General features: G+C 67.6%; 13 protein-coding genes. 11 read left to right on the top strand and 2 right to left on the bottom strand.

Annotated features, from left to right (window positions below; translation table 11 throughout):
* The first annotated feature begins 1 nt into the window (after window position 1).
* From ACL58G_RS25015 to ACL58G_RS24990, 6 genes are read left to right on the top strand one after another with little or no spacing between them, the layout of a single operon-like run.
* Window positions 2–1,162, top strand: coding sequence for an alpha/beta hydrolase family protein (locus tag ACL58G_RS25015; RefSeq protein WP_440963554.1), 1,161 nt, complete (start codon window positions 2–4; stop codon window positions 1,160–1,162).
* A 25-nt stretch (window positions 1,163–1,187) separates the two neighbouring features.
* Window positions 1,188–2,132, top strand: a complete 945-nt coding sequence (locus ACL58G_RS25010) for a VOC family protein (protein WP_440963553.1) — start codon at window positions 1,188–1,190, stop codon at window positions 2,130–2,132.
* A gap of 3 nt (window positions 2,133–2,135) precedes the next feature.
* Window positions 2,136–2,483, top strand: coding sequence for a Rieske (2Fe-2S) protein (locus ACL58G_RS25005; protein WP_440963552.1), 348 nt, complete (start codon window positions 2,136–2,138; stop codon window positions 2,481–2,483).
* A gap of 7 nt (window positions 2,484–2,490) precedes the next feature.
* Complete coding sequence (locus ACL58G_RS25000) at window positions 2,491–3,621, top strand: FAD-dependent oxidoreductase (protein ID WP_440968108.1); 1,131 nt, start codon at window positions 2,491–2,493, stop codon at window positions 3,619–3,621.
* Between the two features lie 7 nt (window positions 3,622–3,628).
* A complete protein-coding gene (locus ACL58G_RS24995) occupies window positions 3,629–4,417 on the top strand; it encodes an SDR family NAD(P)-dependent oxidoreductase (RefSeq protein ID WP_440963551.1) in 789 nt (262 codons plus the stop codon).
* A gap of 18 nt (window positions 4,418–4,435) precedes the next feature.
* A complete protein-coding gene (locus tag ACL58G_RS24990; protein WP_440963550.1) occupies window positions 4,436–5,248 on the top strand; it encodes a cyclase family protein in 813 nt (270 codons plus the stop codon).
* Here ACL58G_RS24990 and ACL58G_RS24985 read toward each other — a convergent pair.
* On the bottom strand, window positions 5,245–6,174 hold the full coding sequence (locus ACL58G_RS24985) for a LysR family transcriptional regulator (RefSeq protein WP_440963549.1): 930 nt from the start codon (window positions 6,172–6,174) through the stop codon (window positions 5,245–5,247). The genes ACL58G_RS24990 and ACL58G_RS24985 overlap by 4 nt on opposite strands.
* Before the next feature lie 131 nt (window positions 6,175–6,305).
* Here ACL58G_RS24985 and ACL58G_RS24980 point away from each other — a divergent pair, with 131 nt between their 5' ends.
* From ACL58G_RS24980 to ACL58G_RS24965, 4 genes are read left to right on the top strand one after another with little or no spacing between them, the layout of a single operon-like run.
* On the top strand, window positions 6,306–7,322 hold the full coding sequence (locus ACL58G_RS24980; RefSeq protein ID WP_440963548.1) for an SMP-30/gluconolactonase/LRE family protein: 1,017 nt from the start codon (window positions 6,306–6,308) through the stop codon (window positions 7,320–7,322).
* 27 nt (window positions 7,323–7,349) lie between these two features.
* Window positions 7,350–8,345, top strand: coding sequence for a fumarylacetoacetate hydrolase family protein (locus ACL58G_RS24975; protein WP_440963547.1), 996 nt, complete (start codon window positions 7,350–7,352; stop codon window positions 8,343–8,345).
* Window positions 8,342–9,304, top strand: a complete 963-nt coding sequence (locus ACL58G_RS24970; RefSeq protein WP_440963546.1) for an NAD-dependent epimerase/dehydratase family protein — start codon at window positions 8,342–8,344, stop codon at window positions 9,302–9,304. Before ACL58G_RS24975 ends, ACL58G_RS24970 begins: the two co-directional genes overlap by 4 nt.
* A complete protein-coding gene (locus ACL58G_RS24965; protein WP_440963545.1) occupies window positions 9,294–10,880 on the top strand; it encodes a methyl-accepting chemotaxis protein in 1,587 nt (528 codons plus the stop codon). Before ACL58G_RS24970 ends, ACL58G_RS24965 begins: the two co-directional genes overlap by 11 nt.
* A gap of 27 nt (window positions 10,881–10,907) precedes the next feature.
* Here ACL58G_RS24965 and ACL58G_RS24960 read toward each other — a convergent pair whose 3' ends face one another.
* Complete coding sequence (locus ACL58G_RS24960) at window positions 10,908–11,099, bottom strand: hypothetical protein (protein ID WP_440963544.1); 192 nt, start codon at window positions 11,097–11,099, stop codon at window positions 10,908–10,910.
* 241 nt (window positions 11,100–11,340) lie between these two features.
* Between ACL58G_RS24960 and ACL58G_RS24955 the strand changes: the two genes are divergently transcribed.
* A complete protein-coding gene (locus ACL58G_RS24955) occupies window positions 11,341–11,808 on the top strand; it encodes a hypothetical protein (RefSeq protein ID WP_440963543.1) in 468 nt (155 codons plus the stop codon).
* Window positions 11,809–12,113 lie beyond the last annotated feature (305 nt).

The following is a 12,113-nucleotide window of genomic DNA, read 5'->3' as shown; positions in this document are numbered from 1 at the left end:
CATGTTCAAGTATTTCCCAACCAACTACGTCTGGAACCTCTCGGTCGACCTGGCGATCGAGATGGGCGCGAAGATCGGCGAGATCGAGGAGATGTGTGCGCCACTGCAGGACGCGGCGAAGCAGCCCGACGCCGCCGGCACGAAGGCGTTCCGCGAGACCTGGGCGCGCATGGCCGACAAGCTGTGCGGCCTGGCGGAGGAAGACGAGGCCCGCGGCCGCCTGATCTCGGCCGGCGACAAGTACAACCGCGCCGCCACCTATTACCTGACGGCGGAGCGCCTGCAGGCGCACGGCGCGCCCGGCCGCGTGGAACTGTATAAACGGTTTCTCGACGTCTTCGCGCGCGGCCTGAAACTCAGCGGCGAGAACTGCGTCCGTGTCGAGATCCCGTACGGCGACGCGCACATCGCGGGCCTGTACGTGAGCGCCGAGAACGTGGACGGTCCGGCGCCCATCCTCGTGCAGGTCAACGGCCTCGATTCCACGAAGGAGATGAAATACCGCGTGGGCCTGCCGCAATGGCTCGCCAAGCGCGGCGTGTCGTCGCTCGTGATCGACCAGCCGGGCACCGGAGAAGCGCTGCGCCTGCACGGCATGCATGCCGTCTACGACAGCGAGCGCTGGGCCAGCAAGGTGGTCGACTGGCTCGAGACCCGCCCCGACGTCGATTCGAAACGCATTGGCCTGGAAGGCGTGTCGCTGGGTGGCTATTACTGCCCGCGCGCGGTGGCGTTCGAGCCGCGCTTTGCCATGGGCGTCGTCTGGGGCGCGAACCACGACTGGCGCGACGTGCAGAACAAGCGCCTCGCGAAAGAGGGCAGCTTCCCGGTGCCGCACTACTGGGAGCACGTGCGCTGGGTGTGGGGCGCGAAGGACCAGGACGACTTCATGCGCATCGCCGAGAACGTCCACCTGGACGGCATCCTGGACCGCATCAAAGTGCCGTTCCTCGTCACGCATGGCGAGAAGGACTCGCAGATCCCGCTGCAGTGGGCCCTCCGCACGTACGACCAGCTGGTGAACAGCCCGAAGCGCGAGCTGAAGGTGTTCACCGAGCGCGAAGGCGGCGTGCAGCACTCCAGCTTCGACAACTCGGCCAATGCCGGCGCGTACATCGCCGACTGGGTGGCCGAAACCCTGGGCGGCCGTACCGCCGTCTGAACCACGACACGATAGAGAGAACCCCATGAACATCATCGGACCCGACGCACTGGTCTTCGGCGTCGACGACGTCGCCGCCTGTTCCCAATACCTCACCGACTACGGCCTCACTCATGTGGGCGGTGGTCGCTTTGAGGCGCTGGACGGCACCTCAATCATCCTTGCGCACAAGGACGACCCGGCATTACCGCCGCCGCTGGGCACAGCAAGCATGCTGCGCAAGACGATATACGGCGTCGCCGACCGTGCGTCGCTGGACAAGATCGCCATCGAACTCGCCTCCGATCGTGATGTCAAGCGCCTGGACGATGGCAGCCTCGAAACGATGGACGACCTGGGCTTCGTGCTGGGCTTCCAGGTGACGGTGCGCCGTCCCCTCGACCTGCCGGCCGAAGCGGTGAACGCGCCCGAGGCGCACAACCGCCCGGTCAACCACGTCGCCGTGGACGAAGACGCGAAGGCGCTGCCGCGCACGTTGTCGCACGTCGTGTATTTCGTACCCGACGCGGTGAAGGCCGAGGCGTTCTACGTGCAGCGCCTGGGGTTTCGCTGCACCGACCGCCTGCTCGGCGCCGGCCCGTTCCTGCAGCCCGGCGGGACGATCGACCACCACACGCTGTTCCTGATCCAGACGCCACCGTTCATGCAGGGCTGCGAGCACTTCACGTTCCACATGGGCGGCCCGACGGAACTCATGCAGGCCGGTACGCGCTTCGTGAACAAGGGCTACCAGTCGTTCTGGGGCCCGGGCCGCCACAAGATGGGATCGAACTGGTTCTGGTACTTCAACAGCCCGCTCGGCTGCCACGTCGAGTACGACGCGGACATGGACCTGCACGACGCCACATGGACCGCGCGCGCCGTGCCGATGAGCGCCGATGCATCGCAGCTGTTCCTGTTCCAGCAGCGCGATAAGTGGGCGCCGGGCGGGCCGCCGCCGGGTGCAGCAGGCGCGGGCGAGCGCCACTGAGCGATGGCGCATCACTACCTGTGCAAGGGCAGCGACCTGGCGGAGGGATGCGCGCGCGGGTTCGACCCGCGCGGCGAGGGCGACGACACGATCTTCGTCGTGCGCAAGGACGGCCGCCTGCACGCGTATCGCGACGCCTGCCCGCACTACGGCGACACACCGATGGCCTGGCGCAAGGATGCCTACCTCGACGGCGCCGCCACGCGCATCGTATGCAGCGCACACGGCGCGCAGTTCGCGATCGACACGGGCATCTGCACGCTGGGGCCGTGCCTTGGACAGGCCCTGACCCCGGTGCCGCTCGCGCTCGCCGCGCCGGACGACATCTATGCAGTACTGGAAGAGACATAAGAGGGACATCATGACGGCAGCAAACAAGGTACTCATCATCGGCGGCGGTTTTTCCGGCATGTCCGCCGCCATCGAACTGCGCAAGCGCGGCGCCGAGGTCGACATCGTCGAAATCGATCCGGGCTGGCGTTCCTACGGCGCCGGCATCAGCCTCGGCGGCGCCACGCTGCGCGCCTTCCGCACGCTTGGCATCCTGGACGAATTCCTGCGCCGCGGCGCCGCGTTCGACGGCGTCGAGATCGGACGGCAGGACGGCGTGCACGTGGCCACCCTGCCCACGCCGCGCGTCGCCGGCGCGGACGTGCCGGGCGGCGGCTCGATCATGCGTCCGGTGCTCGCAGCGATCCTCGCCGAGGCCACGCGCGCGTCCGGCGCCAACGTGCGCCTGGGCTGCTCGTTCACCACCATCGCGCAGGACGACGCCGGCGTCGACGTCGGCTTCACCGACGGCTCCAGCGGCCGCTACGACCTCGTGATCGGGGCCGACGGCCTGTATTCGAAGACGCGTGCGGCGCTGTTCCCGGACGCGCCGGCGCCGCGCTACAGCGGCCAGGGCGTGTGGCGCGCGGTGCTGCCGCGCGCGCCGGAAGTCAACCGCGCCGCCATGTGGCTGGGGCCGAAGATCAAGGCGGGCGTAAGCCCCGTGTCGGACAGCGAGATCTACCTGTACGTCACCGAGGACCGGGTCGAGAACGTGCACATCGACCCGGCACGGTTCGTGACCATGCTCAGCGACCTGCTGGCCCCGTTCGACGTGCCCGTGCTGCAGGACGTGCGCGCCAGGCTGGACGAGACGTCGCAGATCATCTACCGGCCGCTCGAAGGCCTGCTGCTGCCGCGCCCGTGGAACAAGGGCCGCGTCGTGCTGATCGGCGACACCGTCCACGCGACCACGCCGCACCTGGCCTCCGGCGCCTGCATCGGCATCGAGGATGCGCTGGTGCTCGCCGACGAGCTGGAAAAAACGACCGATCTCGTGCAGGCCTTGAACGCGTTCCAGGAACGGCGCTGGGAACGCTGCCGCATGGTGGTCGAGAACTCGGGGCGCCTCGGCGAGATCGAGATCGCCGGCGGCGACAAGGACGAGCACAGCCGCATCATGCGCGAGTCGCTGATGGCGCTCGCGCAACCGATCTGAGGCCGCGATGCCGCGCGCACTGGATCTGGAGCAGGGCTTATTCGACCTGGACGGGCAGGTCGCCCTCGTCACCGGCGCAGCGCAGGGCCTGGGCCGCGCCATCGCCGCGGCGTTGGGGGCACACGGCGCGGCCGTCGTGCTGGCCGACCGCGACGCCGCCGGCTGTGCGGCGGCGGCCGAGGCGCTGCGCGCGGACGGCGTCGACGCGCTGGCCGTTCCGTGCGACGTCGCCGACCCCGCGGCGCTCGTCCGCCTGGCGGAGACCGCGACCGGCTGGCGCGGGCGTATCGATACGCTCGTCTGCAACGCCGGCGTGCAGGGCCCGGCCGGGCCGCTTGCCGACACGACCGACGCCGACTGGGACCACGTATTCGGCGTCAACCTGCGCGGTGCGGCGCGGCTCGCGAACCTCGTCGTGCCGGCGATGGCGGCGCGGGGCGCGGGCAGCGTCGTGCTCATGGCCAGCATCGCGGCCCTGCGCGGCAACAGGGCCATCGGCCTGTATGGCATGAGCAAGGCGGCGCTGGCGCAACTGGCGCGCAACCTCGCCGTCGAGTGGGGACCGCACGGCGTGAGGATCAACGCCATCGCGCCGGGCCTGATCCGTACGCCGCTGGCGCAGGGGCTGCTCGCGTCCGACGCATTCATGGAGCGACGCCTCGCGCTCACGCCGCTGCGCCGCGTGGGCGAGCCGCACGAGGTGGCGGGCGTCGCCGTCATGCTCGCGAGCCGCGCCGGCGCATTCATCACGGGGCAGACGCTCGTCGTCGACGGCGGCACCCTCATCACCGACTGATATCCACCAGGAGACACCATGACCCGTCGTTTCGTCGACCTGTCGATCTATCTCGAAAACGAAGTCCTCTCGGACCCCCCGCCACTGGCGCCGAAGATCACTTATCAACGACACAAGGAAACGCTCCCGGAATTCATGATGATGATTCCGGGTACGACACCGGAAGACTATCCGGATGGCGAGGCCGCCGCCGCCGAATGGGTCACGATGACTACCCACAGCGGCACGCACCTGGACGCGCCTTATCATTTTCACTCCACGATGGATGCGAAGACGGGCGAGAAGAAGCGCTCGATCACCATCGACGAGGTGCCGCTCGGGTGGTGTTTTCAGCCCGGCGTGAAACTGGATTTCCGTCACTTCCCTGACGGTTACGTCGCCACGGCGGCCGACGTGGAGGCGGAACTGAAGCGCATCGGCCATAACCTGCAGCCGCTGGACATCGTCATGGTCAATACGCGCGCCGGCAGCCGCTACGGCCATAACGACTACGTGTCGGCCGGCTGCGGCATGGGCTACGAGGCGACGATGTATCTGCTGGAGCGGGGCGTGCGCCTCACCGGCACGGATGCGTGGAGCTGGGACGCGCCGTTCTCGTACACGGCGAAGAAGATCGCCGAGACGGGCGACAAGTCGCTGATCTGGGAGGGCCACAAGGCCGGCCGCGACATCGGCTACTGCCACCTGGAGAAGCTGCACAACCTGGAAGCGCTGCCGGCCCACGGCTTCTACGTCAGCTGCTTCCCGCACAAGGTCCGGCGTGGCTCGGCCGGCTGGACCCGCGCCGTGGCCATCATCGACGACGGCCTGCTGGCGTTGCCGCGCTCCTAAGCGCCCGGCACGGGCCGGGCGTGGATGGTGGCGCTATGCTCGGCCAGCACCTGCCGCATCCAGGCCATGCCCGGGTCGCTGTCGGCGAACCGGTTCCACTGCATCGCCTCGGAGACGGTCGGCAGTTCGAACGAGGGCTCGATCACCTTGATGGGCAGCAGGTCGGCATAGTAATCGGCCAGCGTGCGCTGGATCGTCGCGATGCGTCTGGTGCCGATCACGGCCTGGGGCAGGCCGTAGAAGCCCGTCGTGATCATCTCGATGCGGCGCAACTCGCCGAAGCGCCGCAGGAACCATTCGTCGATCGCCGGGGTGCGGTTGTGGCCGAAGCGCGTCACGACATGTCCCAGCTCCATGAAGCGGTCCAGCGTGATGGCATCGTCCACGAGATCGTTGTCGCGCCAGGCGATGCAGCAGAAGTCGTCCTCGAACAACAGGGAGCTCGGGTGCCCGGCGGTCATGTAATTCTGCGGCATGATCAGGAAGTCCGCCTCGCCCCGGTCGAGCGATTCCCACGGCACGGTCGAATGGGGAATGATCTCGAGCGTGATGCCGGGCGCGATCCGGCTCAGTTCCGCCGCCACTTTCGCGACCAACACGGTGTAGACGTAGTCGCTCACCATCAGCGTGAACGTACGGACAGCGGCTGCGGGGTCGAAGCTCGGCTTCGTATTGACCATCGCTTCCGCCTGCAGCAGCAAGGTGCGCGCCGGTCCGATGAGGCTCTCCCCGAGCGGCGTCGGCACCATCTTGCGGCCGACCTGGGTCAGGAGGTCGTCGTTGAAGTACTGGCGCAGCCGGCCCAGCGCGTCGCTGATGGTGGTCTGGCTCGCGTTCAACCGCACGCCGGCCCGGGTGACGCTGCGCTCGTCCAGCAGCGCATCGAGCACGACGACGAGGTTGAGGTCGAGTTTCTTGAATCGCATGGTGTCTCCGCGGCCTTCGGCCTTCTATCGCTTTTTCCGTTAGTTTAAATCGATATAAACGGTTATTCATAGGCTTTTTTGGTCCCTAAGATGACCGTACCCGCAACATCATTCAGAAAGACAACACAAGCATGAGCATGAATCCTCTCAAGGGCTGGCAGGTCGACCGCAGCCAGATCCGCACCATCGGCACCGACCTGCAGCGCCCCGAGTGCATCCTGGCGCAACGCGACGGCAGCCTGCTGGCGGCCGACGCCAGGGGTGGCGTGATGCGCATCGAACCGGACGGTAGCCAGCGCCTGATCGTGCCCGTGCGGGCGGAAGGGGCGGCCGCCCAGGACAGCTTCGCCGACCGCTACGTGATGGCCAAGGGCTCGCTGCCGAACGGCCTCGCGCTGATGGAAAACGGCGACATCCTGATCGCCAACTGGGGCACCGACAGCGTCGAACTGCTCACGGCGGAGGGCACCCTGCGCACGCTGTACACGGAGATCGACGGCCGCCCGATCGGCAAGGCCAATTTCGTCATGCGCGATTCGAAGGGCCGCACCTGGCTGACCGTCACGACGCGTACCGTGCCGTGGACCGATTCCATCAATTCGGGCGTCCTCGACGGCTATATCGCGCTGATGGACGAGAAGGGCATCCGCATCGTGGCGGACGGCTTCGGCGGCACCAACGAGATCCGGTTCGACGCCAAGGAAGAGTGGCTGTATGTCGTGGAGAGCAACGCGCGCCGCATCTCGCGCCTGCGCGTGGGCGACGACGGCTCGCTGTACGGGCGCGAGGTCTACGGCCCGGCCGAACTCGAAGGGTTCCCTGACGGCTTCGCCTTCGACGCTTACGGCAACCTGTGGATCACCCTGATCATGAGCGACAAGCTGATCGCGCTGACGCCCGAGGGCGAGGTCCTGACCCTGCTCGACGACGGCAACCCGGAAGCGACGGCCCGTTTGAACCGCCACTTCGCCGACAAGACACTGACGCCCGAGATCATGCAGGCGGCGCGCGGACCGCTCGCGCCGTGGATGGCGAGCCTGACGTTCGGCGGCCCCGACCTGCGCACGGTTTACCTGGGCAGCCTGATGGGCACGACGATCCCGTATTTCCAGGCGCCGGTGGCAGGCCTGCCGCTGATCCACTGGTAACCCGAACGACAATAACGAAGGAGACACATGAAACTCGCAACTCTCAAGAACGGTTTCCGTGACGGCCGCCTCGTCGTCGTCTCGCGCGACCTTGGCCGCGCCGTGGACGCAGCACCCGTCGCGGCGACGATGCAGGATGCAATCGAGCGCTGGAGCACCGTCGAACCACTGCTGCGCGCCCGCTACGACGCCCTCAACGCCGGAACGCTACCTGACGCCTTTGCTTTCGATCCGGCGCAGGCGGCGGCGCCGCTGCCGCGCGCCTACCAGTTCGTCGACGGGTCCGCATTCTCGAACCACGGCGACATCATGGAGCGGGCCTACAACCTGTCCGTCAAGAAGACGCCCGGTGTGCCGATCCTGATCCAGCGCCAGGGCGACGATTTTCGCGGCCCGCGCGATGACTATGCCTTCCCGTCGGAAGACGACAACGGCGATTTCGAGGGCGAATTCGCCGTCATCCTCGACGACGTCCGCATGGGCGTGAATGCCGCGGACGCGCTGGACCATGTCAAGCTCGTCACGATCTTCAACGACGTCAGCATGCGCGCCCACCTGTTCCGCGAACTGGCTATGGGCTTCGGCTTCATCCAGGCCAAGCCGGCCACCGTGTTCGCACCGGTCGCCGTGACGCCGGACGAGCTGGGAGACGCCTGGCGCGACGGCCGCGTGCACCTGGACATGCAGGTCGAGCGCAACGGCGGCTGGTTCGGTCACCCCAACGGCGGCGAGATGGATGCCGGCTTCGGCGAACTGATTCGCCACCTCGCCTACAACCGCAACCTGGGTGCCGGGACCATCGTCGGCTCCGGCACGGTGTCGAACAAGAACTACCGCGAGGTCGGGTCCGCCTGCCTCGCGGAGCGGCGCGCGATCGAAACCATCGATCACGGCGAGCCGCGCACCCCGTTCCTGCGCTTTGGCGACCGGCTGCGTTTCGACGTGAAGGGTGGCGACGGGCAGTCGGTGTTCGGCGCGATCGAGCATCGCTTCGTGGCGGCACGCCAGGGAGACACGGCATGAACATCCTGATCACGGGCGCAAACGGCTTCGTCGGCCGCCGCCTGGTGCAGCGCCTGCTGCGCGCGGGGCGCATCGGCGCGAACCAGGTGCCGTTCTCCCGCCTGACCCTCGTCGACCTCGGCGCGGACGACTGTATCGACGACGCGCGCGTTCGCGTCGTCAGCGGAAGCATCGCCGACGACACGGTGCTGCGCGCGGCGTTTTCCGACCGTGTCGACCATGTTTTCCACCTGGCCAGCGTGCCAGGCGGCGCGGCCGAGAAGAGCTTTGCGCTGGGCCTGGACGTGAACGTGCGCGCGACCTTGGCAATGCTGGAACTGCTGCGTGGCCAGCCGGCGCCACCCGCGCGTTTCACGTTCGCCAGCACGATCGCGGTGTACGGTTCGCCCATGCCGGCGGTGGTCGACGACACCACTCCGATGCGTCCTGGTCTGAGCTATGGCGCGCACAAGCTGGTCGATGAAATCCTAATCAAGGACTACAGCAGGCGCGGCTGGATCGACGGTCGTATCGTGCGCTTGCCCGGCATCGTCGCCCGGCCGGCCGAGCCATCGGGGCTGCTGTCCGCGTTCATGAGTGACATCTTCTGGAAGCTGCGCGCCGGCGAACCGTTCACGTGTCCCGTGTCGGCCGACGCGGTGGCGTGGTGGATGTCGGTGGGCTGCTGCGTCGACAACCTGCTGCATGCCGCCGCCCTGGACGAGAAAGAGGTCGAGATGCGGCGCGACTGGACGCTGCCCGTGCTGCGGCTGCGCATCGCCGAGCTGGTCGATGCGCTGGCGCGGCGCTACGGCGAGGACCGCCGCGGCCTGGTCTCGTACGCGCCCAACGACGGGCTGGAGCAGGCATTCGGGCGCTTTCCGCCCCTCGATGCGACGGCCGCCGAAGCGATCGGGTTCCGCCACGACGGCGACGTCGACCGGCTGGTGGTCAATGCCGTTGCCCGTCATGCGGACTGACGCCATGCTGCGCAATCTGTCGATCAGGACGCGGCTCCTGTGCGGCCTCGCCATCCTGTCCATCCTGTCGGTCGTGTCCAGCGTGGGCGCCATCGCCAGTTTCAATACCTCGAAGTCGTCTCTGGGGACGTTGTACGAACAGCGCCTGATGGCGATGGCGCTGCTCGACCGCGTAAAGGTCGACCTGTTCTCGATGCAGGGCGCGATCCTGAACGCGGGCGGGACGGCACCGGCCGAAGCCAAGGTCCTGGATGGCTTGGCGGCCGACCTCGCGCGCAACTGGGCGGACTACCGCCGCAAGCCGCAAGCTGCGGACACGCGCAAGCTGGGGGACGGCTTCGACCGTACCTGGGGCGCACTGGCCAGCGACCTGCGCGCGCTGTCGAAGCCGGATGCCGCCGTGTCGATGCCGGCCCTGCAGCAGGACATGGCAACTGCGATCGCGCAGGCGCAGCGCATCAGCATGGCCCAGGAGCGCGATGGCGGCCACGCCTACCGCCAGGCTCTCGACGACCTGGCGTTCTCGATGCGCTGCGCGCTCACCGTCCTGTTGCTCAGCCTGGTGACGGCGGTGGCCGTCGCGGTGTCGCTGCTGCGCTCCATCTCGAGGCCGCTGCGTCACGTGATCGACCTGACGCAGGCGATCGCCGCGGGCGATCTGACGCGTCGCATCGAGCCCGCGTCGGGCGACGAGATCGGCCAGATCACCGCGGCGCTCGCGCGCATGCAGGAAGGCATCCGGAGCATGGTGGCGGACCTGCGCGAGACGACAGGCATGCTATTGCCGATGGCGGAGGACTTGGCGAGCGGCAGTCGCGAGCTGGCCGAGCGCAATGACGAGCAGGTATCGGCACTGTCGACCACCGCGGTATCCATGGAGGAGCTGACGACGACCGTCCAGCAGAACGCGGACAGCGCGCGGCAGGTGGACGCGCTGGTCAAGGGGGCCGCCGAGGTGGCGGCACGGGGCGGCGAGGTGGTCGGCGACGTCGTGACCACGATGGCGTCCATCGGGGCCGCGTCGGCCCGGATCGTCGACATCATCAGCGTCATCGACGGCATTGCTTTCCAGACCAATCTGCTGGCGCTGAACGCCGCCGTGGAGGCGGCCCGGGCAGGGGAACAGGGGCGCGGATTCGCCGTGGTCGCCGGCGAGGTGCGCAACCTTGCGCATCGGTCCGCGTCGGCCGCGAAGGAGATCAAGGCACTGATTGGCGCTTCGACGGCGCAGGTCGAGGACGGGAACAGGCTGGCCGGCGAAGCGGGGGCGACGATAGCGGAAGTCGTCGCGAGCGTGCGCCGTGCGACGGCCATGGTGGGCGACATCGCGCGCGCAAGCGCGGAACAGTCCGGCGGGATCGACCAGGTCGGCCGGGCCATCGTCGGCATGGACGGGGTGACGCAGCAGAACGCGGTACTCGTGCAACAAGGCGCGGCGTCGGCCGCCGCCATGCGCGAACAGGCGCAGCGGCTGGCGGCCGTGGTGGCCAGGTTCAGGCTGACGCCCGATGTGCACGTGCCTGAACGCCACCGCGTCCAGCACGGTGGGACTGCGCTGCTCGCCGGCGAGGCCTGAGCGGTCGCACGTTCAGGCTCACGCGCGCTAAGCCGGGTGTTGATGCTCGACCTGTAGCGCCTCGGGGCCGCGCGCCGCGGCCCCGCCATGGCCGTCGATCCATTCCAGCCACGAGCAGAGCGGATTGCTGCCGCACGCCAGCGCGGCCCAGAAAGAAACCAGCCCGCAGGCGAGAACGAGCAGCTGCAACTGCAGGCTGCCTTCGAATGAGATGTGCATGCGTGCTCCTCCAATGTCGGTCGCACCGGTATTCAAGCGGTGACCGGCGGCACCGTGTGCCACCGCTGCATCTGGTGTCTATTGCGTCCGATCCTAGGACGTTTGCGACGGGACGGGAAATGGAGTTTTTCGATAGCAGCTATCGATGAAACCGGTGAATGGCGTCGAGGCAAGTTTGTGTTCCATGGCCCCGTCACCGTCGACAAGATTGCCGTCGACTTCGTATTCTGATGAGCCAGAGATGAACAACATGATTCGCTCGCTCGTCCTTGCCGTGACCCTTGGCGCCGCGCTGCCGGCGATCGCGGAAGTCGTCGTTGTCAATCCGGCTGCTGCGCAGGCATCGATGACCAAGGATGAGGTCGTACAGTACTTCCTCGGCAAATCCATGGCGCCACCCCCGGTCGACCAACCTGAAAGCGCGTCGATCAGCGCCGAGTTCTACAAGAAGGGCGCGGACAAGGACATGTCGCAAGTGAAGGGGTTGTGGTACAAGCTGGTCTTCACCGGCAAGGCGACGCCGCCGAAGGAAGTCGGCGGCAGCGCCGATGTCAGGAAGACCGTTGCCGCAAACTCGAAGGCGGTGTCACGCTGTCGTCCGTCGGGTGCATTACGGCTCGGTACCGGACGGCGGGCGTGGCGGGACGCGGCCGCAACCTGCGTCGCCGATCTCGACGGCGCTGCCATCTTCGGTGCCAGTGCTGCTTGAGATCGAAGGGTATCCGGGACATGATCGACTCGGTACAGCTGTTCGTACTTGACCGGACAACGTCGACTGTCGTACCGAGTTCGTTGTCCTGCAGATAAATCAGCCTGCCGAGGTCGTCGATACGGCCGGCGAGCCGTCGGACGCGCCCGGCGCCGAACTCCCCGCGCGCCCGGCCCTGACGAAGCAGAGGATGCCGACGACTGCCACGCATACCGCGCTCACGCCAAGTCCACCGAACCCCAGAACGCTGGGAGACCGTGCCAGCGAGCGCCGGGCCGAGCGCGGAACCGATCATGAGCCCGGCG

The sequence above is a fragment of the Massilia sp. GER05 genome, from assembly GCF_052056005.1.
Taxonomy (GTDB): domain Bacteria; phylum Pseudomonadota; class Gammaproteobacteria; order Burkholderiales; family Burkholderiaceae_D; genus Telluria; species Telluria orientalis.
Note: the sequence above shows the minus strand (reverse complement) of the source record. Positions and strands in the feature narration are given on the sequence as shown.

Coding starts and splice junctions, on each gene's coding strand:
- ACL58G_RS25010 (WP_440963553.1), top strand. CDS start 1,188: ATGAACATCATCGGACCCGACGCACTGGTCTTCGGCGTCGACGACGTC.
- ACL58G_RS24985 (WP_440963549.1), bottom strand. CDS start 6,174: ATGCGATTCAAGAAACTCGACCTCAACCTCGTCGTCGTGCTCGATGCG.
- ACL58G_RS24990 (WP_440963550.1), top strand. CDS start 4,436: ATGACCCGTCGTTTCGTCGACCTGTCGATCTATCTCGAAAACGAAGTC.
- ACL58G_RS24995 (WP_440963551.1), top strand. CDS start 3,629: ATGCCGCGCGCACTGGATCTGGAGCAGGGCTTATTCGACCTGGACGGG.
- ACL58G_RS24980 (WP_440963548.1), top strand. CDS start 6,306: ATGAGCATGAATCCTCTCAAGGGCTGGCAGGTCGACCGCAGCCAGATC.
- ACL58G_RS24960 (WP_440963544.1), bottom strand. CDS start 11,099: ATGCACATCTCATTCGAAGGCAGCCTGCAGTTGCAGCTGCTCGTTCTC.
- ACL58G_RS24965 (WP_440963545.1), top strand. CDS start 9,294: ATGCGGACTGACGCCATGCTGCGCAATCTGTCGATCAGGACGCGGCTC.
- ACL58G_RS24970 (WP_440963546.1), top strand. CDS start 8,342: ATGAACATCCTGATCACGGGCGCAAACGGCTTCGTCGGCCGCCGCCTG.
- ACL58G_RS25015 (WP_440963554.1), top strand. CDS start 2: ATGTTCAAGTATTTCCCAACCAACTACGTCTGGAACCTCTCGGTCGAC.
- ACL58G_RS24955 (WP_440963543.1), top strand. CDS start 11,341: ATGAACAACATGATTCGCTCGCTCGTCCTTGCCGTGACCCTTGGCGCC.
- ACL58G_RS25005 (WP_440963552.1), top strand. CDS start 2,136: ATGGCGCATCACTACCTGTGCAAGGGCAGCGACCTGGCGGAGGGATGC.
- ACL58G_RS24975 (WP_440963547.1), top strand. CDS start 7,350: ATGAAACTCGCAACTCTCAAGAACGGTTTCCGTGACGGCCGCCTCGTC.